This is a genomic window from Mariniflexile sp. HMF6888, assembly GCF_044335535.1.
Lineage (GTDB): Bacteria > Bacteroidota > Bacteroidia > Flavobacteriales > Flavobacteriaceae > Mariniflexile.
Map to the genome: position 1 here is coordinate 504,318 of NZ_JBIQVZ010000002.1, position 21,948 is coordinate 526,265.

Sequence of the window (21,948 nt, forward strand, 5' to 3'; positions counted from 1 at the left end):
AAAAGTAATAGAAGAAATAATACAGATTTACTAATTGTTCATAAAAAAATAATCTAACCAAATTTTTCGAAGCAATTATGAATTTAAAAAACTTACAGATATATTATATGTTTTTTCGTTTATTTTCGTTTATTTGCTTTTAATTTTATTTTTAATAAATATGGCTATTTTACCTAATAAAAGACGTGAAAAAATAATTGAACTGATTCAAGAAGATGGTTCCGCAAAAGTAATTGACTTAGCTAAAATTTTTAAGGTTACAGAAGTTACAATTAGACAAGACTTAGAGAAATTGGAAAAGCAGGGATTAATTTTGCGGGAACATGGAGGTGCTTTTCTTAAAAACATCAAAGACCATGTAAGAAGCTTTTCTCTATTACAACAAGAAAATTTAGAAAAAAAAGAAACAATAGCACTTAAATGTCTAGAGTTCATAGAGAGTGGAGACACCATAATTCTTGATTCTGGAAGCACCACAACTGAAATAGCAAAAAAATTAATTGGTTACAAAAACTTAACTGTCATTACTAATGCACTTAACATTGCACTTATGCTAGGAACAGAATCCGGCATTGAAGTCATAATGACTGGAGGTGAATTTAAACCCCCTACATTATCATTGACAGGACAAAAAGCGGCCGACTTCTTTAAAGGTCTTAATGTTCAAAAACTATTTTTAGCTACCGCTGGGATTTCCTTAAAAGCTGGACTAACCTATCCAAGTATTAGTGATCTAGTTGTAAAAAGGGCAATGATAGAAGCTGCTGATATTACTTATTTAGTTGCAGATAGTACTAAAATAGGTAAAAGTGCTTTAGCAAGTTTAGGAGCTTTGTCTTTAATAGACTACATCATTACAGACTCAGGAATGGAAGAGAAAGATAAGCAAGTATTTAAGAATCATGAAATCGAGGTGATTTTAGCGGAGAATTAAAAAATCATTTTTTTGTCAAAATATAAATATCCGCTTCAATTAAAGAATAAACTTTGAATCCATAATAAATAGTTATGTCAAAATCTACATTAAGTATTGGAATAATAATTGGGAATAGGGATTTTTTTCCGGATAGCTTAGTTGAAAAAGCAAGAACTGAAATAATAGATGTTTTTGCAAAACTTAACTTAAAACCTATTCTGTTAGATACCACCGACACTAAACTAGGCGGTGTTGAAACCTATAAAGAAGCTCGAAATTGCGCTGATCTTTTTAAAAAAAATAGAGAAGAATTAATGGGTATTTTGGTGTTATTGCCAAATTTTGGAGATGAAAAAGGTGTTGCAGATACTTTAAAACTGGCAAACCTTAACGTTCCTGTGTTAATCCAAGCGTATCCAGATGAGCTCTCAAAAATGAATGTTGTTAATCGTCGTGACTCTTGGTGCGGAAAAATTTCGGTCTGCAATAACCTCTACCAATATGGTATTAAGTACACTTTAACAAGCAACCATGTCTGTTCACCATCTGAAGAAATTTTTCAGAAAGATTTAAAAGATTTTGTGGCAGTTTGCCGTGTGGTTAAAGGATTAAGAAACGTTCGTATAGGTGCGGTTGGTGCCAGACCTGGAGCTTTTAATACCGTACGCTATTCAGAAAAAATATTACAAAGGAACGGTATTACGGTTACCACGGTCGATTTATCTGAAATTCTTGGAAAAGCCAATAAACTTACAAAAGACGACGCTTCTGTTAAACAGCATTTAGATAAGATCAATGCATACGCTCCAAAAGGAAAAACGCCTAATGAAGCGATGATTCAAATTGCAAAATTAGATGTGGTTTTAAACGATTTTGTTGAAGAATATGCCTTAGATGCTACGGCTATTCAATGTTGGACATCGTTACAACAAAATTTTGGATGCAATGTTTGTACAAGTATGAGTATTATGTCCGAAAACATGCTGCCTTCTGCCTGCGAAGTAGATGTAACCGGCACATTAAGCATGTACGCTATGCAATTGGCTTCTGGCTCGCCTAGTGCACTGGTAGATTGGAATAACAATTATGCCGAAGACCCTAACAAATGTGTATTGTTCCATTGTGGAAATTGGGCAAAATCCTTTTTGCCCGATATCGAAATAAGCAACGCTCCCATATTAGGGACAACCGTTGGTGTTGAAAACACTTATGGTGCTTTGGATGGTCGTACGCCCGCCATGCCGTTAACTTATGGTAGAATTAGTACTGACGACCCTAAAGGAATCATAAAAGGCTATATAGGTGAAGGTGAATTGACAGATGACCCATTAAATACTTTTGGCAATAGAGCGGTTGCTCAAATTGGAAACTTACAAGGTTTAATGAATCATGTTTGTAGAAATGGCTTCGAGCATCATGTAATCATGAATGCTTCAAAAACGGGTGCTATTCTAGAAGAAGCCCTTGGTAACTATATGGGTTGGGATATTTACAGGCATAAAGGTTAATGCAGAAAAGACTTTGACTTTGTGTAAAAACTATTATCATGACAAATAAAGAAATAAAATTAAAATCTGTTTTTCTTCGCAAAAATTTACTTAAATATATTTATAAAGCCAAAGCTGGACATACTGGTGGTAGCTTATCCTGTGTAGATATACTGAATGTATTGTACAGTCGAGTACTAAATGTAGACCCGAAAAATTTCAAAAATCCAGATAGGGATAGGTACATTCAAAGTAAAGGACATTGTGTAGAAGCACTTTTTGTAACCTTAGCTGATCGCGGTTTTTTTCCAGAATCTGACCTAGAAACCCTATGTAAATACCAATCGCACTATATTGGTCACCCAACAAAAAAAGTAAATGGGGTTGAGCAAAATACAGGGGCACTAGGTCATGGATTGCCTATTTGTGTAGGTGAAGCTATTGCTGCAAAATTGGATAACAAAACACATCGTGTTTATACCCTTTTAGGAGATGGCGAATTGCCTGAAGGCTCCAATTGGGAAGCTTTTTTATCTGCTGCACATTATAAACTGGATAATTTGTATGCGATATTGGATTATAACAAACAGCAAATAACAGGCAATAACAGTGATGTTATGAATACTGATTCGGTTCGTGAAAAATTAGAGTCCTTTGGTTGGGTTGTAAAAGAAGTCGATGGTCATAATCTGGAAGAATTGGAAGAGGCTCTAAACAATGGCCCCTTAGAAATGGGTAAACCTAACTTTATTATTGCTCACACCATAAAGGGAAAAGGTGTAAGCTATATGGAAGGTAATATTAAATGGCATCATGGGGTGCCAACACCGGATCAATATGAATTAGCACTTTCAGAATTAACCGAAATAGAAGCATTAGTATAGAATCATGGAGTTAGATAAAATTGAAGAGAAAGATTTAAAAATGGGAAAAGCTAACCAAGAAGTTTTTTCAGAAACATTGCAGGCATTAGCCGAAACCGATAGAAATATTATTGCCGTAACCAGCGACTCTCGGGGTTCAGGAAAATTAGTTCCATTCGGACAAAAATACCCCAACCAAATAGTTGAAGTTGGCATCGCTGAACAAAACTTAGTTGGCGTAGCAGCTGGTTTGGCTTCCGCAGGCAAAAAAGCATTCGCTGTTTCTCCAGCTTGTTTTTTAAGTGCCAGAGCTTTGGAGCAAATAAAGAACGACGTTTGTTATTCAGATAATCCAGTAACTTTAGTAGGCATTAGTGCTGGTGTAAGCTATGGTGCACTGGGCACCACACACCACAGTTTACATGACTTTGCAGTACTTCGCGCGATAAACAACATCATAATTGTGGCGCCAGCTGATAACTTTGAAACTGAACAAGTAGTATTATTGGCCGCAAAAACAAACAAGCCAATTTACATGCGCTATGGCAAAAAAGCCATGCCATTTTTAAATGAAGACAATAAAACGTTTGAATTTGGAAAAGGCAGAGTGGTGCGTGAAGGTATTGATTTAACAATTATTGCAACCGGAGAGACCGTTTATCCTGCTTGGTTAGCTGCAAAAAAACTTGAAGATGCAAATGGTATAAAAACAACCGTTGTAAGTATGCATACCATTAAACCTTTGGACGTTGAACTTTTAGAAAAACTTGCCTCAAATGGCAAACCAATTGTTACCGTTGAAGAGCACATGGTAAATGGCGGCTTGGGAGAAGCTTGCGCTTCGCACCTCTTCCAAAAAGGGTTCAAAAATCCATTTCAGATTATGGGAATTCCAGACGAGTATACCGTAACAGGTTCTCAAGTAGATATTTTCAATCATTATGGTATTTCCAAAAATGGTATTTATAAAACCTGCCTAGAACTTTTTAACCGCTAAACCTCATCGACTAAACTAAACTGACACATGACCAAATTCAAATATGCATCTACACTAAAAAAAATAATGCTAGCAGTTGTTGCATTTGCCTGTTTTAGTTGTGTAAACCAAAAAGATGACGCACCAAAAAAAATAGCCGTTGTTATTTCAACATTAAATAATCCTTGGTTTGTTGTTTTAGGTGAATCGGCCGTTGAACGTGCCGGGGAATTGGGGTATGAAGCCACCATTTTCGATTCACAAAATAACACTTCCAAAGAGGCTGAGCATTTTGAGAATTTAATTGCTGCAGGATACAGTGCTGTGTTATTCAATCCAACCGATTCAGAAGGATCCGTATCCAATGTTAAACGAGCTAAACAAGCAGGGGTTTCTGTTTTTTGTATGGATAGAGAAGTCAATTCTTTAGATGCGGCGACGTCACAAATCATTTCAGATAGTTTTTCTGGTTGTGTAGAACTCGGTGAGTACTTTGTTAGGCAACTCAATAAAAAGGGTAAATATGTAGAGCTTCTAGGTTTGGTGGGTGATAATAATACATGGAACCGCTCCAAAGGATTTCATAGTGTGGTCGATCATTTTCCCGAATTAAAAATGGTTGCGCAACAAAGTGCCGATTTTGATAGAAGCAAAGCCATGGAAGTTTTAGAATCGATATTACAATCCAATCCAGACATCAATGCCGTTTTTTGTGGAAATGACGCCATGGCTATGGGAGCTTATCAGGCACTAATAGCCGCTGAAAAAGCCGATAACGTCATGGTTTTTGGTTTTGATGGGGCCGATGATGTTATGAATGCCATTGCTGATAAAAAAATTGCTGCCACCGTAATGCAATCACCAAAACACATGGCCAGAATTGCTGCTGAATTAGCAGACCAATACCTTAAGGGCAAACGCGATTTTAGTGCAAAAACGCCACTAGCTGTTCAAGTAGTTACGAAGGAGAATATTAATGAGTTTGGAACATTTGGTTCAAAAAATTAAACAGAAAACTATTGACACCAATGAAAAAAGCAATTAAGTATGTTATTGTTGCAGTAATTATAGGTATTTCACTTTACAATTCTGTTTATATAAAAGCTTTAGATGAAGTTAAACAGATGCAAACCAATACCGTCTTTAATGCTAAAACCTATGCCAGAGAATTTATAAATTCAAAAATTGAAACGCTTAAAAGTATTAATTCTTCAACTTTTCTAAACAACATTCAAAACAACGTTAAAAGCTATTGTGAAGAAAACGGAAACAAATTGGGCATAAGCACAGATTACTACTTCATTATAGATGGTAATGCTACTGTTTTAAATATTGAAGAAGAAGATGTTATTGTTGCACTTAACGAAAATAATCAACAAAAAATAAAAATTGCCACGGATTTTATTTTTGGAAATGCCATCCGTGAAGGTGCAAAAATGGCAAACATTGGAGACTACCAAAACACGATGGATTATAACAACATTTCTGTTGAACTTAATAATATTGTTAGAGAAACTATTGTGCCTCCATTCAAAAACAATATAAAAGAAGGAGACTCCATATATTTTAAAGGAGCCGTAAAGGTTAATATCAACAAGCCAAACCTTACAGAATTAAGACTGATTCCGCTTCATTTAAAAATTAAAAACTAAAAGGTGGAAAACCAACCAAGTATATTGCTAAAAGCACAAAACATAACCAAAAAATTTGGTGGTATTACGGCGTTAAACAATGTGAATCTAGAGGTTCATACGGGTAAAGTGAATGCTATTGTAGGCGAAAATGGTGCTGGAAAATCAACTTTGATGAAAATTTTATCAGGGGTGTATCCCGATTATGACGGAAAACTATTTTTAAATGGTGAGGAAGTAAGCTTCAAAAACCCAAAGGAAGCGATGCAGAAAGGAATTGCCATTATGCATCAAGAATTAAACTTAATTCCTTATTTAAGCATTACTGAAAATATATTTTTAGGCAGAGAAATAGAAAACCCCTTTGGCATGTTGGATTCCAAAGAAATGCATAAAAAAACAAAGGAATTATTAGAGCGTTTGCACTGCAAGTTGAGTCCAAAAACCTTGGTTTCTGATTTAAGAGTTGGCGAACAGCAACTTGTGGAAATTGCTAAGGCACTTTTGGAAGACGCCAAATTGGTAATTATGGACGAACCAACTTCAGCCATTTCTGATTCTGAAATAGAGGTGCTTTTTAAAATTATTGAATCGTTAAAAACACAAAATGTTTCCATACTGTACATTTCACATAAACTGGACAAGCTTCGCTTAATTGCCGATAGATTTATTGGTTTGCGAGATGGAAATACCGTAGGCACCATAGAAAATGTCAAGGAGGTTAAAAGAGACGATCTAATTAGGCTTATGGTTGGCAGGGACATAAGTAATATGTACAAGAAAGACACCGTTAGTTTAGGTGAGGAAGTACTAAGAATTGAAAATATATGCTTGCCCAAAATTGGTAACAAAGCATTTTACCTGCTTAATAATATCAACTTTAGCGTAAAAAAAGGAGAAGTTTTAGGACTGTTTGGATTAATGGGAGCTGGCAGAACGGAATTATTAGAAACACTATTTGGGCTTCATCCAAACCTTATGACAGGGACAGTTTTTATTGAAAACAAAGAAGTAAAAATTAGATCGGTTATGGATGCCATTAAAAACGGCATGGGTTTAGTGCCAGAAGACCGAAAGGAAGATGGTTTGGTATTGCAAATGGAAATAAGCAAAAATGTGAGTATGGCAACCGTTGATAGCGTTGTTAAAAATGGTTTTTTAAATACAGCCCTTGAATCTCTACTGTCAAAAAAATATATTGAATCCCTTAAAATAAAAACACCTTCAGAAAAACAATTATCTAAAAACCTAAGTGGTGGTAATCAACAGAAAGTAGTACTATCTAAATGGCTTGCCACCACTCCAAAAATACTGTTCCTAGACGAGCCTACCAGAGGTATAGACGTAAGTGCTAAAAATGAAATTTACCACCTTATAAATAAATTGGCTAAAGACGGTTTGGGTATTGTTGTAGTTTCATCTGAACTTCCTGAAATCATGTCTATTTCAGATAGGATTTTGGTTTTAAGTGATTCTAGAATTACAGGGGAATTCAACCAAGAAAATGCCAGTGAAGAGGCCATTATGAAAGCGGCCGTAGAATAATTGTAACATCAAACCAAACAAGACCACCACAAAAAATGACTGATATAAAATCTACTTTAACAAAATTCCAATCAATCATAGCGCTTTTGGTATTATGCACTATTTTAACCATACTATCAGATAAATTTTTCACTTTAGAGAATGGATGGAATATAGCCAGACAAATTTCAATAAACGTCTGTATTTCGGTTGGTATGACGTTTGTTATACTTACCAAAGGTATCGATTTGTCGGTGGGTTCCATGTTGGCTTTTAGTGGTGCTGTTGCCGCAGGATTATTAAAATTTGGACTAGAAGTTCCTGCTTTCAACACATACATAGGCTTTACCGTATTTGGAGCTATTCTTGCAGGTTTAATAATTGGTGGTGCGCTTGGTGTTTTTAATGGTTGGATGATTACACGCTTTAAAGTACCTCCTTTTGTAGCAACTTTAGCTATGTTAACCATTGCAAGAGGCGCTACTATGTTGTGGACTGGTGGTTTCCCTATTACCGGCTTGGGGGATAGTTTTGCGTTTATAGGCACTGGTTGGTTTTTAGGAATACCAATGCCCGTTTGGATTACAGCCATAGTAGTTGCTATTGCTGTTGTTGTAACAAAAAAAACAAAGTTTGGTAGGCATATTTATGCTATTGGAGGTAATGAAAGTGCGGCAAGATTATCGGGTATCAACATCAATAAAACAAAAATTTGGGTATACGCCATTGCTGGTATTTTAGCTGCAGTTGCTGGTATTATATTAACCTCTCGTTTAGATTCTGCTCAACCAAACGCTGGAATGAGCTATGAATTAGATTCCATTGCTGCTGTGGTAATTGGGGGCACCTCATTGTCTGGTGGTCGTGGTTCCATCATGGGAACTGTACAAGGAGCACTCATTATTGGGGTTTTAAATAGTGGTTTGGTATTGCTGAATGTATCTCCTTTTTGGCAACAAATTATTAAGGGCCTCGTAATATTAGGAGCTGTAATTATGGACCGATTAAATCATCCGAATGAAGACTAAATCTTATATATTGGCCATCGACCAAGGAACTAGTGGTACCAAAGCGATTATTTTTGATGAATATGGAACGGTTGTTATTAAAACCGAAGAACCCTTAAAATCTTATTACCCGACCCCTGGCTTTGTTGAACAAGATCCTTTTGAAATTTATCAATCGGTAGTAAATGCCGTTAAAAATTGTATTTCAAAATTTAATGAACAATTTCCGGGTGAAGAAAAAAATATTGTGTCCTGCGGCATTTCAAACCAAAGGGAAACCTTTGTTATTTGGGATAAAAAAGGAAACCCATTATACAACGCAGTGGTTTGGCAATGCAAACGCTCTATTGAAGTTTGCGAAAATTTAAGAGTAAGCAACCTAGAGGGTGTTATAAATGCTACTACAGGATTAACCATTGATCCTTATTTTTCGGCCACCAAAGTAACGTGGTTGTACGAAAACAATCAAAGAATAAGAGAAGCCATTAATAGTGGCAATGCTCTTTTTGGGACTGTAGATACATGGTTGCTTTATAAATTAACAGAAGGGAAAAGCTATAAAACAGAATATACCAATGCTTCTCGAACCTTGTTTTTCAATATTTATGACCTAAAGTGGGATAAAGATTTATTAAAAATATTTAAAATTGAAAATATAAATCTTCCCGAAGTCACTTTTTCTTCCGATTATTTCGGTCGTTCTACTTTTGAAGGCACTTTCCATGAACCACTTGCTATTACAGGAATGATAGGCGACTCTCAAGCCGCTTTTCTTGGTGAAGAATGTTTTGGAAACGGAATGGCAAAAGCCACTTTGGGCACTGGTTCATCCATTCTTTGGAATGCCGAAAACCTTTCAAAACAAACCACTAACGGCATGTTAACTACTATTGGTTGGAGTATTGATGGCCAAATTAATTATGCATTGGAAGGTGTTATAGTAAGTTGTGGTTCAACATTAGAATGGCTAAAAAATCAATTGGACACTTTTTCTTCCCACAATGACATTGAACCCATGGCAACCTCATTAAAATCTAACGAAGGTGTTTATTTAATTCCAGCCTTTAGTGGCATGGGAGCGCCTTATTGGCAAAAAGATTGGAAGGCATCTATACATGGCATAACTTTCGGCACCTCTAAAGAACATCTTGTTCGGGCTGGATTAGAGTCGATTGCGTTTCAAATAAAGGATGTTATTAATTCCATTGAAATCGAAACGAATACTTCATTAAAAGAGTTAAAAGTAAATGGAGGTATTACTGCAAACGAATTTTTAATGCAATTTATAGCCGATTTACTAAAAACGCCTATTGCCAATATGGGTATTACTGATGTGTCGGCTTGGGGAGCTGCTTTAATTTCTGGATTAGGTGCAAAGCTTTGGAAAAACTTAGGAGACCTGCCAAAATTACCAAAGGAAATTAATAAAAGATATGTGCCAAATGATCATCAAGAAAACGTTTTTGATTCCTATAGAAATTGGACAGAACTTATTAAAAACAAAAAAAGGTAATCCCTAAATATTTTTATTTAAAATCAAGTTTATAACTTTAAATAAGTATATAATAAGAGATGAACGAACAGTTATTGACTTTTGATAAAATCTGGAAAAACCATAAGGAACATCTTTTTAATTTTATTAAAACAAAGATTGAAGATCAATATGTTGCAGACGATATTTTACAGGAAGTTGGTATTAAACTGTATGGTAGCCTAATTAAAAATGTCAAAACAAAAGACTATAGAGCCTGGCTTTTTCAAGTAACTAGAAATACAATTGCCGACTATTATAGAGGACGCAAAGTGAATACCCCATTTAATGCAAATGCGGTTGTTACAAATGATAATTCTGGTACTTGTATTTGTGATTTATTAAGTTTTGTAATTAAAAAATATCTTCCACAAGAATATGGCGAGCCACTTTATTTAAGTGATATAGAACAAGTACCACAGCAGGAAATAGCAAGAACATTAAATTTAAGTTTGAGCGCCACAAAATCCAGAATACAAAGAGGTCGTAAAAAACTAAAGGAATTGGTCTCCACTTGCGTTGATGTGTCTTACAATAACAAAGGACAAATCTCCGACTTTCAACTAAAAAAAGGCTGTGAACTCCCAAAAGAGTTAATAGCTGAAATGGATCGAATAAATTTATTTCTATAATTATGCGTCTTTTTGTTTCTTTCTTACGACTATACAAGAAAGTAAAAAAATGAAACAAAAAATAGTATCTTCCATTGCAGTTCCTCTATTGTTAATTTTAACGGGGACTTTAAGCTATTTAGCAATCCGAAATAATTGGAATTTTGAAATTACGGCTTATTCTATCTTTTTGTTTACACTCATTTATATTCTAGCTTTTGAAAATATTATTCCATTGAAGGAAGAATGGAAAACAAAAAAGCTTGAGTTTTGGACAGACTTAAAGCATTTTGTTTTTTCAACAGTGCTTTTTGATGCACTGGGCAAAATGTTTGCACTATCAATAGTGGTTTATATTAAAGAATATTTTTTTAGTTCATCTAATTTTTGGGATACATTACCTTTTTTGATAACGTTTATTGTAGCAAACTTAATAGGCGATTTTCTTCCTTATCTGTATCACAGAATTAGTCACATAGGAAATTCGAATTCTTATGTTAGTTTACTTTTGTGGAAAATTCATTCCATACATCATTTACCAACAAGCTTAAATTGGTTTAAAACTAATTGGATTCACCCCATTAACATGTTTTTAAACACAGTACTTAAAATGATTCCTATATTACTTTTAGGATTTAACAAGGAAATTATTTTTTTGGTTGGTATTACACATGTTGTAATAGCATATCTTTCACACGCTAACATTCAAACAAAGAAAAGTTTTTGGGATTATTTAATTGTTACACCACAGGTCCACCATTTCCATCACAGCACAAAAATGGAAGAAGCGAAAAATTTCAGTAATATTTTTCCATTTTGGGATATTACATTTGGTACTTATTATAACAGAACTGGAGTTGTTGAAAAAGTTGGCATTGTTGAAAGGTTTGGGACTAATTATCCAGAAAAGAGAACATATTATAAACAATTAAAATTTCCAATAACAACTATAAAAGATTGTTGTAAGACAACAATTTAATAAATAAAAGGGTTTAATTTTGAACTCACACAAATAACTATTTTACAGTGTATAAAGAACTTGAAGGTTACATAAAAAGTCGTGTGGCCATTGAACAGGAAGAACTAGGAAAAATCACATCTTGTTTCAAACCAATAAAAACCGTTAGAAACGAGATGTTGTGCAATCTTGGACAAATATGTAATCATTTTTATTTCATTAAAAAAGGATGCTTAAGACTCTATGAAATAGATGATAAAGGAAATGAAATAACAGGCTACTTTGCATTAGAGAACAGCATCATTTCGGCAAACACCAGTTTTATTCTCCAAAAGCCATCTAGAGATTGTTTGGTGTCGTTAGAACCCTCGGAGTTGTTATTAATTAATCGAAATGATTTTTATAAATTAGTTGATACAGTTCCACAATTTGCTAGTGTGTACCATCAATTTATTGAATTTGCATTTATACACTCACAAATGCGTATTTATAGTTTTTTAGGAATGGAGGGAATTGATAAACTCCGTTGGGTCATGGAGCATGAACCTAAACTACTCTCCCGCATTTCTAGTAAAGCGGTTGCATCCTATTTAGGAATGACTAATTCTACCTTAAGTAAGTTAAGAGCCAAACTTTAAAACTGTAGTCATATGACAATTTTTATACAATAATAGATTTCAAGATTTGCGATTTAATTCTATGCGAGGAGAATATCCTTAAAAGGTATATGAAAGCAAATCTTTTTTTAATCATTGCAGCTTGTCTGTGGGGTTTAAACTTCCATCTTGGTAAAATAATATTAAATGAGGTCGGTTTTATTGAAGCCGGCTTATGGAGGTACTTCTTTGGGATTACGATGTTGCTACTGTTATCCATAAAAGAGATATCTTCTTTGAAGATTACTACCCAAAATATAAAAGGATTGTCTTTAGTAGGCATAGTAGGTTTATTTGGTTTCAATGTATTTTTCTTTCTAGGTCTTCAGCATAGTTCAGCCATAAACGCAGCTCTTATCATTAGTTTAAATCCCGCAATAACCGTTTTGCTATCCAATAGGATATTAAAGACATCAATAAGTAAAATAGATGTCTTCGGGATGGTTTTGTCTTTAATTGGCACCACCTACTTAATAACCAGTGGGAGTTTAGTTAACCTTCTTGCTGCCCATTTTAACTATGGGGATATTCTTATTTTTATCGCCAACATATTCTTTGCTTTTCACCATGTTTGGGTAAAAAAATATAATTATACTATGTCAAATGCACATTTCACGGTGTTAACAAGTTTACTTTGTATGGTATGCTTTCTATTTCTAATTCCATTTGCGGACACAGAAAGCATTGTAGAGCATACGTCTTCTTTCTGGCTATCAGTTATAGGTATTGGCTGCTTTGGAACGTCATTGGCATACACTTTTTGGAATAAAGGAGTAACGCTAACCACTGCTCATACTGCAGGGGCTTTTATGAACCTAGTGCCATTATCAACAACATTATTGTCTTTCCTTTTTCACGAAACACTATACCAATATCATTTTATCGGAGGAGGTATAATCATAATTGGTATTATAATCTTAAATGCTAAAAGATGATAAAAAAGGTTGTTCTTGGAAAAAAATCAATGACGGAATAAAAAAACAAGAGGGGTTTGTTAGAAAGACATGGCTTTCGGGATTAAATTCAGGAACAGTGGGCGGTTTGTATGAATTTAATTCGTTGGAAAGTGCCCAAAAATTTGCATGGGATTACTTTCCTAATGAACCAAGAGCCTTTGGTGTGAGCTTTCAAACAAAACTTTTCGATGGAGACATTGTAGAAGCAGCTAGTAGAGATATGGACTCTCCACACTACGATTAAATAGCTGTCATCATTCTAAAAAAAAACAAGAACCCAAATAATAAGAGGTTCTTGTTTTTTTGTTTAATATAAAGAGAAAGAAAATAATTATGAAAGAAAATAGATACCCGATTCCTCCTTTTAATATGGAAACAGCACAGCAGAAAGTGAAATTGGCAGAAGATGCTTGGAATACCAAAGACCCAGAGAAAGTCGCATTAGCATATACAATTGATTCAGAATGGAGAAATAGAGACGAGTTTATAAATGGACAAGATGAAATTAAAAAATTCTTAGAAAAAAAGTGGAAGAAGGAATTAAATTATAAGCTAAAGAAAGAATTATGGGCGTTTTCAGGCAATAGAATTGCTGTTAGGTTTGAATACGAATGGAGTAATAGTGAAGGACAGTGGTTTCGTTCCTATGGAAATGAAAATTGGGAGTTTGATGAACATGGCTTTATGAGTAAACGGTATGCCAGTATTAATGATTTATCAATAGATAGATGATTTGGATGAATTTCCATTAGGAAGAGATAAAGCGTTGTCATAGGACTACTTTTCTCAATTTAAGAATTATCAAATTTGTAGTCTTGTTGAGCAATAAAGCTCACAAGATTAAACATATATATTATGCCATTATTAAGAATAACTTACCATCGAGGTTCGATTACTGATTCACAAAAAAACCAACTAGCAGAAAAACTTACACCAATATTGATTGAAGGAGAAGTAGGCCAAGACAATGAACAAGCAAGGGCATTGGCCTATGTGATTTTTCAGGAAACGGACCCTCGATCTGAATGGTTTGTTGGAGGTAAACCAGACATTAATGCACCAAAAGGAGGTCGTTTTTTACTAGAAGTGTGGTATGTTGAAGGAGCAGCTACACAATCGGAAAAAACAATTGTTCATAGAAAAATGAATGAGGTACTTTCCAATGTAATTGGTGTAGACGGCACATTTCCAAACCGGTTAACAGATTGGGTTATAATCAACGAAGTAAAAGAAGGAGCTTGGGGTGCCAGTGGTGTCACGGTTGGTGTAAAAGAAGCCAATGAAGCATTGGGAGGTTCAGAGGGTAGAGCCGAATATTTTCAGCGCTTCTTGTCTGCTAAACAATCATTGTTCAAAGAACACGGATTTCCATCAGAAAGAGGTAAAGGGTTGTCATAGAACAATATTTATAATCGTCGTGCACGATAAATTTGTACCGTCGAAGAGCAATGAAGCTCTGAATTTAAAATAATTAGATTATGCCAATTACAGTAACATTAACAGAGGGAGTGATCCCTACGGAAAAACAAGGAAAAGTAGTAAAAGAGATTACAGATGCATTTTTGGAACATCACGGATTAGGAGGAAATAAAGTGATGACGCCTAACGCGACAGCTCAACTACATATACAGCCAAAGAGAGAAACATTCTCCGGAGGAGAACCGGTTTCTGGTGCTTGGGTCGAGATTAAAGTCCCATCTTTCGGTCTGGCTAGCAGAGATGTACAAAAAGGCTTTTTTGCTGAAGCAACCGAAATAATCCATAGACATTCTGATGGGAAGCTTCCAAAAAAGAATATATGGACCAATGCCATTCATACCGTGGATGGTACGTGGAACATGGACGGTGTAGCAATGACCAATGAAGAATTGGGAACTGAAATAGCAAAAGGATAATTAATTTAACTTTTATTAAACGCAATGTTGATTGGTATGTCAATATTGCGTTTAAAATTTAGAACAGATGAAACACGTATTATTTATAATAACAAGTACAAATATTACCGGTAAAGGGAAACATGCTGCGGGTTATGAGTTTTCAGAAATTGCAGACCCATACTATGAATTTATCAATAAAGGATTTACTGTAGACTTTGCAAGTATCCTTGGAGGAAAACCACCATATGTTGGTTATGATTCAACACAAACAACAAGTAAAAGTTTCATAGAGAGCAACGGATTTAAGAGGCTTAACTTCAGTCATAAATTAAGTGACATTGATATTGCTGCATATGATGCTATTTTCTTTCCAGGTGGTTTAGGTTTAATGACGGATATGGTAGATGAACCACTGGTAAAAGAAATCATTAAAAACACATACGAAAATAATAAGATTATCGGGGCAGTATGTCATGGACCAGCTGCCTTACTTAATGTTACGCTCTCTGATGGTAGCAACTTATTGGAAGGAAAGAAAATCAATTCATTTACAGAAGCTGAAGAAAAATTGGATGGTCATGTATTGGGTTATGTCATTCCATTCATGCTTGATGAAGAATTGATTAAACAAGGAGCTATGTTTTATCATAACAAACCCTTTGAGCCTTATGTAATAAACGATGGCAATTTGGTAACAGGTCAAAATCCAGCCTCTGCCTCTGGTGTAGCAATAAAGATGATAGAATTGTTAAATTAAAAACTATAAAGATTTTAATAATTTAATCCGCTACTACTCTTATACTTGACCGATGAGAGCACATTCGTCAAAGGCGAACTTTAATCTGCGCTGCTTCACAGAACATGCCTCTTAAAGTAAATGTGTTCTCATCTAAGAGTTAAAACAAATTACTTCAAATTCCTTATCCAATCTATGTCTCCTTTGACGGGCTTCGAGCCTAAACGCATGCCACCGACGGTTAATCGTAATTTGGATCTGGTTCTCGAATTCCCAATCTAATAAATTCTTTAGTTAACGGTTTCTGTCGCATCCTAATTGACAACCAATAATTTGAGATTCTTAACTCAATTCTTGTCTATATTCCCAAATTATTGTTTACGAATTTATTATCTTTTCATTCTCTAACCAGAACTACGTTTAACCCTAAGTTGGCAACTGAAGCACCTGAACCAAATTGACAAAATATTGAACAAATCATAAAAGAAATAATGTATTATAAATTATATTTTTTGAAAAAAAAATGCAATGATAATTGACTATAAGACATTAGAGTTATTTGGCAAAATGCTTTTTGAAACTGTGATTCTCAAACCACCCTTTAAAAAGCCAAATCCAATGTGGAATGAAGCTTGTTTTCTTTACATAATAGAAGGTGAATACGATTCTATTTCCGAAAATGAACAATTAAGAATCCAAACTGAAGAAGCTGTATTAATGAAGTGTGGAAATTATCTATCCTCAATGCTCAAATCAAAAACTTCTGAAAAATATAAAGCAGTTGCAGTCCATTTTTATCCAGAGGTTTTATTGAAAATTTATGAAAATAAGCTGCCTTCTTTTCTTAAAGAAAAACACAATTTAGAAATTGGAATGTCCAAACTCAATAGTGACATTTTAATAAAGAAGTATATTGAGAGCATTTTATTCTATTTTGAAAACCCCAACTTGGTAAATGAAGAAATTTTGATTTTGAAATTGAAAGAAATCATACTCCTATTAAATCAGACCAAGAATGCACCAGCTATTCGTGTCATACTTTCCAACTTATTCAATCCAACATCTTATTCTTTTAGAGAAATCATAGAAGCACATTATTTCTCTAATATTACATTAGACCAATTGGCTCAATTGACTAACCAAAGCCTTTCTACTTTTAAAAGAGAATTCAAAAAAATATACCAGACTTCTCCAGCAACTTATTTAAGAGATAAAAAATTAGAAAAATCCATCGAGTTATTGGGTTCGACAGATTTAAGAACCACTGACATTGCCTATGACTGTGGCTTTGCAGATGTTTCTCACTATTCAAAAACCTTCAAACTTCGGTATGGAGTTTCCCCCACCACCTATAAAATGACCCATTTCGGCAAATTATTGGACTAACCATAAAACTCATTCCTTTCTCTTCTTTTCACTTTTGTATTATCATTTAATATAAAATTTTAAAAAGATGAAAAAAGCAATTATTACAGGTTCAAGTAGTGGGTTTGGTTATTTAACGGTACTTACTTTAGCCCGAAACGGATACAAAGTTTGGGCAACAATGAGAGACTCAAATGGAAAAAATAGCTCTAAAAAAGATGAGTTAGAAGCATTCGCAGCAAAGGAAAATCTTTCCATTACGGTTGCAGAACTAGACATCACAAGTGATGCTTCTGTAAAGATATTGACCGAACAGATAATCAAGGAAGATGGAAGTTTGGATATCCTTGTCAATAATGCAGGTGTAATGTATGTTGGAATTACGGAAGCGTACAGTTTAGAGCAAGTACAAGAACAATTCGATACCAATTTCTTTGGTGCGATTAGAACTTCTAAAGCATTTCTACCATTACTTAAAAAATCAGGCGATGGTGTTATTATTAATATCTCTTCATTGGCAGGAAGATTGATTTTTCCTTATTTCGGTATTTACTGTTCCAGTAAATTTGCCTTAGAAGCCTATTCAGAAGCACTTAAATACGAATTAAAACCTTTAGGAGTAGATGTGAGTGTGATTGAACCAGGACCTTTTCCAACAGGTTTATTATACAGTGGATCGAAAGAAGAGGATATTAAAGTATTAGAAACTTATGGCGAGATGAGTAAAATTCCTTCTACAATGCTTCAAAATTTTGGAGAATTTTTCAAAAGCGATAATGCTCCCAATCCGCAGGAAATAGCGGATTCTGTTTTGAGCATTATTAAAATGGATAAAGGGTCAAGACCAATTAGAAAAGTGACAGGTATAGACTATGGAACAAATGAGTTGAATGAGAAGACAAGCCCAATTCAAGAAAATCATATCAAAAACAATCTCCAAATGGGACATTTAATATAAAAAACAAAGAAATGAAATATCTAAAAACAGTAACAAGTATCGCCTTAACATTTTTCTTATTAAGTTCTAGCAATTCAAAGGCGCAAGAAAAAAATCAATTAAATAATAATTCAAAAAAAACAGAAAAAATGGAAACAAAAAATAAAGAAATAGTAAATGTAGCTTTGATGTATATAAAAAAAGGTGAAGAAGAACGCTTTGAAGAATACAAAAGAAAAGGTGGCGCCATACTTGAGCAATATGGTGGTAAAATAGAGAGAATTATTAAACCAAAAATGTTAGCAGAAGGCGAAATGGATTTGCCAAGTGAAATTCATTTTGCAACTTACCCAAGTTTAGAAGTTTTTAATAAATTCAATGAGGATGAAGAATTTATTAAGATTAGAAACGAATACGCAATTCCTGCATTAAAAGACATTTCTGTATTCACAAGTAAGAATACCAACTTTGAATTTAAAATTGAAAAAGGCGATAAATCAAAAACTTTTGGTGTTGCATTGGTTTATTTTAAAGATGGAGAACAATACGAAAAACAGTTTGCAGATTACCACGATGATGTATGCGAAATTATGCCAGAATTCGGGACTCATTTTGAACGTTTTATAGCTCCTTTTCAATCTAAAGGAAGTGTTGAGATGCCAAGTGAGATACACCGTTTTTATTTTGATTCTATGGATGGGCTACAACAAATGGGAGCAGATGAAAGAATGAAAGCATTATTTCCGAAAAGAGACGCTTCACTCAAAAAATTATACTTTTTTATAGGAGAAGCCACATTATAAATAAAGCTTAAATCAAAAGTGCCAGCTCTACGAGTTGGCACGTATTTTATTTTATTTTAGAACTATGAAATATTTCTATCAAGACACAATAAAATTCCTAAAGGAACTTTCTAAGAACAACAATAAAGATTGGTTTGCTGAAAATAAAAATCGATTTAAAAATGACGTAAAAAGCCCTTTTAAAAACTTTATTGCAGATTTAATAATCAAACTTCAACCTTATATTCCGAACTTAAATATTGAAGCTAAAGACTGTATTTTTAGAATCAATAAAGATGTAAGATTTAGCAAAGACAAAACGCCTTACAAAAACCACGTTTCTGCAATGATAAGTACTGGTGGACGGTATGATAAAACAACCCCAGGTCTCTACTTTGAATTATCGGGAGAAGAATTTAGAATTTACAGCGGTTGCTTTAATTTAACTACTAATCAAATTGAAAAAATAAGGTCACACATCCACAACAATTTAAGCAAGTTTGATGCTCTAATAAATGACACTGATTTCAAAAATACCTTTGGTGAAATCAAAGGAGAAAAATATAAACGTATTCCAGTCAAATATCAAGATTCAATAGAAATACAACCATTACTATTAAATAAAACGTTTTCTTTTTATAAAAAATATGAAACTGATTTAGCATTAAAGTCTGAACTTTTGGAAACCATATTAAACGATTATAATAAATGCTTAGACATAAATAAGTTTTTGTTGGAAGCATTGGAGAACTAATGCCAGTGTACAACTAAGATATTGTATTAGTTTAAAGCCGTAAATGATATGGTTCAAATTATCCGCTTTTAATGGTTCTCTTCATCCGTCCTATCCACACACAGGGTTCTGTCGCGATCTAAAACCGTGCCTGTTAGAAAACAAAACGATCCTTAAAACCGACCATTTTTGCTAATATATCATAGTAATAAAAAATGCTTCATCTGGTAGCAACAAGCTTGAAATTCCTGTAAACGAGGTCTTTCACTAATCCCCAGTACTTATATTTATCGTTTTCGTAATAGCCTGGTGCAGATCCCAACCAAATTCTGGGTTCCATAGGCAAATAGTCGTAAGGGCCTGAAACCTGCCATATTAATTCTCCGTCAAAATATACCGAGTACACTTTATCTTTCCATTCAACCCTAATCTTATACCACCTGTTGCTGTCCCACTCCCAGCCTTCTTCCATAGAATAGCCCATAGGTTCTAAGCTCCAATCCCGGTCCTTGTCTTTTCCGAAAGAAGCTTTTAAAGCATTTCTTCTCATTTCTGAAGAATCAGCACAAGTGATAACCGCTTTAAACGCATATTTTTTCTGTCTCCAATGAATGTTCCAACGGTAATAATTCTGTTTAAAATCGTCGGAATATTGAATGGGTTCCTCAATACCTCTACCATCATAAATACCGATAAATCCTTGATCAGAATTATAGGGTAATTCGCTATGTGACATACCTTTAAATTCAAATTCAATATAGCCTTTTTTAATTGGCTTTTCGAGTGTATACAGAATATGGTTTTGGCCAATTCCCGGTTTAAACCCTTCTTTAGTGAACTTGCCACCTACCTTTATTCCAACCGTAGCACCCGCTTCAAGTTTATCTTCAATAATTACTGTTTCCTGAGCACGGCTCACAGCAATTACTAATGTTAGAGCAATCACAATTATGAGCTGCTTAATTATTTGATGGCACAAAATTGTCCCGTTTTTTTTATTCATTTTTTTGGGTTTGATTGAATTAATAAATTTAAAGTATTCAAATATAATATAAAATGTATACATTTGTAATCATATATGTATACAAAATACATTTTTTTACGAAATGAAAAGTAAAATAATAATAGTAGATGATGATCCAACTGGATGCCAATGTGTTAAAAACATATCCATTTTAACTCAATGGGATGAAACATTGTTATCAGAAACTTTGTGCCATGAAGATGTGTTTTTTATCCTTTCCAACTCAAGAGCATTGTCTCCTTCAAACGCATATAAAACCACCAAGGAGATTGCAAGGGCGTTAAAATCCTTACAAAAAGAAACATATGATTTTAAGATTATAAGTAGAAGTGACTCTACGCTTCGTGGACATATAAAAGAAGAACTTACAGCTTTTAATGAAGTCTTTGGACCTTTTGACGGCACCATCGTTGCTCCATTTTTTGAGGAGGGACATAGAGTTACATTAGAAGACACCCATTACATAAAAAAAGGCAAACATTTCATACCTGTTTCCGAAACAGAATTCTCAAAAGATCCTGTTTTGGGTTATGAAACATCTCACTTACCCTCTTATCTAGAAGAGAAAACTAGTTGGTGGCGCAAAGAGCATTGCGTCTCAATAACTATTGATGACATTAGAAATCTAGGAAAGGAAGCCATTGCTGACAAACTTTTAGATGTTAAAAATAACAAGGCCATCATCGTCAATTCTGAAAATAAAAACGATTTCAAAATAGCTATTGAGGGTATTAAAATAGCTGAATCCAAAGGGAAAAAGTTCATGTACCGAACTGCTTCTTCCTTCGTTCAACTATATGCAGATATTACAAATGAATTGAGTGCAAACATCAAAGATACAATCTCAAGTTGTTTAATTGTTGCTGGTTCTTTCGTAGATCTTACAACGCAACAATTGAATCATCTGAAAGAACATGAACAATTTTCGGAAATCATGATAGAAAGTTTACAAGTGTTTTCAAACTATGATGCTTATTTAAATACTATCGTAGAGAAAATAGACGCTTTTCTTAAAAACCAGACAAAAGTATTGGTTTATACCGAAAGGGATTATAAGGGAAATGGAAGCAAACAAGATAAAATAGAATTAGCTGAGAAATTGTCAATGTTCGTTCATCAAATGGTATCCAAGATAACTTTTCAACCCGATTTAATCATCGCCAAAGGTGGTATTACTTCACACGAAGTTCTAAAACACGGGCTTCAAGTAAAAAAAGCCAATGTCATGGGACAAATTCATCCAGGCATTCCAATTCTAAGATTAGATGCTTCAAGTAAATTTCCAGGTTCACTTTATGTTATTTTTCCAGGAAATGTAGGCACCGATTCGACACTTACAGAAATTGTTCAAAAACTTTTTAAAAACTAATTCAAATGA

Annotated in this window: 24 protein-coding genes; 23 read left to right on the forward strand and 1 reads right to left on the reverse strand. The window is 34.1% G+C overall.

From position 1 onward, the window contains the following. Window positions 1-160: 160 nt before the first annotated feature. The 22 genes from ACGLWY_RS07410 to ACGLWY_RS07515 all read left to right on the forward strand — a co-directional run bounded on the left by ACGLWY_RS07410 (window position 161) and on the right by ACGLWY_RS07515 (window position 19,567). Window positions 161-934, forward strand: a complete 774-nt coding sequence (locus ACGLWY_RS07410; RefSeq protein ID WP_396619041.1) for a DeoR/GlpR family DNA-binding transcription regulator — start codon at window positions 161-163, stop codon at window positions 932-934. Window positions 935-1,008: 74 nt separating this feature from the next. Continuing rightward, on the forward strand, window positions 1,009-2,424 hold the full coding sequence (locus tag ACGLWY_RS07415) for an L-fucose/L-arabinose isomerase family protein (protein WP_396619042.1): 1,416 nt from the start codon (window positions 1,009-1,011) through the stop codon (window positions 2,422-2,424). Between the two features lie 38 nt (window positions 2,425-2,462). Beyond that, a complete protein-coding gene (locus ACGLWY_RS07420) occupies window positions 2,463-3,287 on the forward strand; it encodes a transketolase (RefSeq protein ID WP_396619043.1) in 825 nt (274 codons plus the stop codon). A gap of 4 nt (window positions 3,288-3,291) precedes the next feature. Continuing rightward, complete coding sequence (locus ACGLWY_RS07425; RefSeq protein WP_396619044.1) at window positions 3,292-4,263, forward strand: transketolase family protein; 972 nt, start codon at window positions 3,292-3,294, stop codon at window positions 4,261-4,263. A 27-nt stretch (window positions 4,264-4,290) separates the two neighbouring features. Then, a complete protein-coding gene (locus tag ACGLWY_RS07430) occupies window positions 4,291-5,250 on the forward strand; it encodes a D-ribose ABC transporter substrate-binding protein (RefSeq protein WP_396619045.1) in 960 nt (319 codons plus the stop codon). Between the two features lie 20 nt (window positions 5,251-5,270). Next, a complete protein-coding gene (locus ACGLWY_RS07435; RefSeq protein WP_396619046.1) occupies window positions 5,271-5,894 on the forward strand; it encodes a DUF2291 family protein in 624 nt (207 codons plus the stop codon). A gap of 3 nt (window positions 5,895-5,897) precedes the next feature. Continuing rightward, the gene (locus ACGLWY_RS07440; RefSeq protein ID WP_396619047.1) at window positions 5,898-7,418 is read left to right on the forward strand and encodes a sugar ABC transporter ATP-binding protein; all 1,521 of its coding nucleotides are present in this window, start codon (window positions 5,898-5,900) and stop codon (window positions 7,416-7,418) included. Between the two features lie 35 nt (window positions 7,419-7,453). After that, window positions 7,454-8,425 (forward strand): ABC transporter permease, encoded by a 972-nt coding sequence (locus tag ACGLWY_RS07445; RefSeq protein WP_396619048.1) that lies wholly within the window; start codon window positions 7,454-7,456, stop codon window positions 8,423-8,425. Continuing rightward, on the forward strand, window positions 8,415-9,917 hold the full coding sequence (locus ACGLWY_RS07450) for an FGGY family carbohydrate kinase (protein WP_396619049.1): 1,503 nt from the start codon (window positions 8,415-8,417) through the stop codon (window positions 9,915-9,917). The genes ACGLWY_RS07445 and ACGLWY_RS07450 overlap by 11 nt, the downstream gene beginning before the upstream one ends. 59 nt (window positions 9,918-9,976) lie before the next feature. Then, a complete protein-coding gene (locus ACGLWY_RS07455) occupies window positions 9,977-10,567 on the forward strand; it encodes a sigma-70 family RNA polymerase sigma factor (RefSeq protein WP_396619050.1) in 591 nt (196 codons plus the stop codon). A gap of 49 nt (window positions 10,568-10,616) precedes the next feature. Beyond that, entirely contained in the window at window positions 10,617-11,525 is a 909-nt protein-coding gene (locus tag ACGLWY_RS07460) for a sterol desaturase family protein (protein WP_396619051.1), read from the forward strand. A 47-nt stretch (window positions 11,526-11,572) separates the two neighbouring features. Then, the gene (locus tag ACGLWY_RS07465; RefSeq protein ID WP_396619052.1) at window positions 11,573-12,142 is read left to right on the forward strand and encodes a Crp/Fnr family transcriptional regulator; all 570 of its coding nucleotides are present in this window, start codon (window positions 11,573-11,575) and stop codon (window positions 12,140-12,142) included. An 89-nt stretch (window positions 12,143-12,231) separates the two neighbouring features. Beyond that, window positions 12,232-13,095 carry a DMT family transporter gene (locus ACGLWY_RS07470; protein ID WP_396619053.1) on the forward strand — a complete coding sequence of 288 codons (864 nt, stop codon included), beginning with the start codon at window positions 12,232-12,234 and terminating at the stop codon, window positions 13,093-13,095. Further along, window positions 13,082-13,360 (forward strand): hypothetical protein, encoded by a 279-nt coding sequence (locus tag ACGLWY_RS07475; protein WP_396619054.1) that lies wholly within the window; start codon window positions 13,082-13,084, stop codon window positions 13,358-13,360. Before ACGLWY_RS07470 ends, ACGLWY_RS07475 begins: the two co-directional genes overlap by 14 nt. A gap of 89 nt (window positions 13,361-13,449) precedes the next feature. Next, the gene (locus ACGLWY_RS07480) at window positions 13,450-13,848 is read left to right on the forward strand and encodes a DUF1348 family protein (protein ID WP_396619055.1); all 399 of its coding nucleotides are present in this window, start codon (window positions 13,450-13,452) and stop codon (window positions 13,846-13,848) included. A gap of 123 nt (window positions 13,849-13,971) precedes the next feature. After that, window positions 13,972-14,514, forward strand: coding sequence for a 4-oxalocrotonate tautomerase family protein (locus ACGLWY_RS07485; protein WP_396619056.1), 543 nt, complete (start codon window positions 13,972-13,974; stop codon window positions 14,512-14,514). Between the two features lie 110 nt (window positions 14,515-14,624). Next, entirely contained in the window at window positions 14,625-15,011 is a 387-nt protein-coding gene (locus ACGLWY_RS07490) for a hypothetical protein (protein WP_396619057.1), read from the forward strand. A 67-nt stretch (window positions 15,012-15,078) separates the two neighbouring features. Beyond that, complete coding sequence (locus tag ACGLWY_RS07495; protein ID WP_396619058.1) at window positions 15,079-15,750, forward strand: type 1 glutamine amidotransferase domain-containing protein; 672 nt, start codon at window positions 15,079-15,081, stop codon at window positions 15,748-15,750. 507 nt (window positions 15,751-16,257) lie between these two features. Continuing rightward, the gene (locus ACGLWY_RS07500) at window positions 16,258-17,115 is read left to right on the forward strand and encodes a helix-turn-helix domain-containing protein (protein ID WP_396619059.1); all 858 of its coding nucleotides are present in this window, start codon (window positions 16,258-16,260) and stop codon (window positions 17,113-17,115) included. A gap of 67 nt (window positions 17,116-17,182) precedes the next feature. Continuing rightward, window positions 17,183-18,052 (forward strand): SDR family oxidoreductase, encoded by an 870-nt coding sequence (locus ACGLWY_RS07505; protein WP_396619060.1) that lies wholly within the window; start codon window positions 17,183-17,185, stop codon window positions 18,050-18,052. 11 nt (window positions 18,053-18,063) lie between these two features. Continuing rightward, window positions 18,064-18,834, forward strand: coding sequence for a hypothetical protein (locus ACGLWY_RS07510; RefSeq protein WP_396619061.1), 771 nt, complete (start codon window positions 18,064-18,066; stop codon window positions 18,832-18,834). Window positions 18,835-18,898: 64 nt separating this feature from the next. Next, window positions 18,899-19,567, forward strand: a complete 669-nt coding sequence (locus ACGLWY_RS07515) for a DUF2461 domain-containing protein (protein WP_396619062.1) — start codon at window positions 18,899-18,901, stop codon at window positions 19,565-19,567. 199 nt (window positions 19,568-19,766) lie between these two features. Here ACGLWY_RS07515 and ACGLWY_RS07520 read toward each other — a convergent pair whose 3' ends face one another. Continuing rightward, on the reverse strand, window positions 19,767-20,549 hold the full coding sequence (locus tag ACGLWY_RS07520) for a hypothetical protein (RefSeq protein WP_396619063.1): 783 nt from the start codon (window positions 20,547-20,549) through the stop codon (window positions 19,767-19,769). A gap of 103 nt (window positions 20,550-20,652) precedes the next feature. Here ACGLWY_RS07520 and ACGLWY_RS07525 point away from each other — a divergent pair, with 103 nt between their 5' ends. Next, window positions 20,653-21,939 (forward strand): four-carbon acid sugar kinase family protein, encoded by a 1,287-nt coding sequence (locus ACGLWY_RS07525; protein ID WP_396619064.1) that lies wholly within the window; start codon window positions 20,653-20,655, stop codon window positions 21,937-21,939. The last annotated feature ends 9 nt before the right edge of the window (window positions 21,940-21,948 follow it).

Coding starts and splice junctions, on each gene's coding strand:
- ACGLWY_RS07410 (WP_396619041.1), top strand. CDS start 161: ATGGCTATTTTACCTAATAAAAGACGTGAAAAAATAATTGAACTGATT.
- ACGLWY_RS07415 (WP_396619042.1), top strand. CDS start 1,009: ATGTCAAAATCTACATTAAGTATTGGAATAATAATTGGGAATAGGGAT.
- ACGLWY_RS07420 (WP_396619043.1), top strand. CDS start 2,463: ATGACAAATAAAGAAATAAAATTAAAATCTGTTTTTCTTCGCAAAAAT.
- ACGLWY_RS07425 (WP_396619044.1), top strand. CDS start 3,292: ATGGAGTTAGATAAAATTGAAGAGAAAGATTTAAAAATGGGAAAAGCT.
- ACGLWY_RS07430 (WP_396619045.1), top strand. CDS start 4,291: ATGACCAAATTCAAATATGCATCTACACTAAAAAAAATAATGCTAGCA.
- ACGLWY_RS07435 (WP_396619046.1), top strand. CDS start 5,271: ATGAAAAAAGCAATTAAGTATGTTATTGTTGCAGTAATTATAGGTATT.
- ACGLWY_RS07445 (WP_396619048.1), top strand. CDS start 7,454: ATGACTGATATAAAATCTACTTTAACAAAATTCCAATCAATCATAGCG.
- ACGLWY_RS07450 (WP_396619049.1), top strand. CDS start 8,415: ATGAAGACTAAATCTTATATATTGGCCATCGACCAAGGAACTAGTGGT.
- ACGLWY_RS07455 (WP_396619050.1), top strand. CDS start 9,977: ATGAACGAACAGTTATTGACTTTTGATAAAATCTGGAAAAACCATAAG.
- ACGLWY_RS07460 (WP_396619051.1), top strand. CDS start 10,617: ATGAAACAAAAAATAGTATCTTCCATTGCAGTTCCTCTATTGTTAATT.
- ACGLWY_RS07470 (WP_396619053.1), top strand. CDS start 12,232: ATGAAAGCAAATCTTTTTTTAATCATTGCAGCTTGTCTGTGGGGTTTA.
- ACGLWY_RS07475 (WP_396619054.1), top strand. CDS start 13,082: ATGCTAAAAGATGATAAAAAAGGTTGTTCTTGGAAAAAAATCAATGAC.
- ACGLWY_RS07480 (WP_396619055.1), top strand. CDS start 13,450: ATGAAAGAAAATAGATACCCGATTCCTCCTTTTAATATGGAAACAGCA.
- ACGLWY_RS07485 (WP_396619056.1), top strand. CDS start 13,972: ATGCCATTATTAAGAATAACTTACCATCGAGGTTCGATTACTGATTCA.
- ACGLWY_RS07495 (WP_396619058.1), top strand. CDS start 15,079: ATGAAACACGTATTATTTATAATAACAAGTACAAATATTACCGGTAAA.
- ACGLWY_RS07500 (WP_396619059.1), top strand. CDS start 16,258: ATGATAATTGACTATAAGACATTAGAGTTATTTGGCAAAATGCTTTTT.
- ACGLWY_RS07505 (WP_396619060.1), top strand. CDS start 17,183: ATGAAAAAAGCAATTATTACAGGTTCAAGTAGTGGGTTTGGTTATTTA.
- ACGLWY_RS07510 (WP_396619061.1), top strand. CDS start 18,064: ATGAAATATCTAAAAACAGTAACAAGTATCGCCTTAACATTTTTCTTA.
- ACGLWY_RS07515 (WP_396619062.1), top strand. CDS start 18,899: ATGAAATATTTCTATCAAGACACAATAAAATTCCTAAAGGAACTTTCT.
- ACGLWY_RS07520 (WP_396619063.1), bottom strand. CDS start 20,549: ATGAATAAAAAAAACGGGACAATTTTGTGCCATCAAATAATTAAGCAG.
- ACGLWY_RS07525 (WP_396619064.1), top strand. CDS start 20,653: ATGAAAAGTAAAATAATAATAGTAGATGATGATCCAACTGGATGCCAA.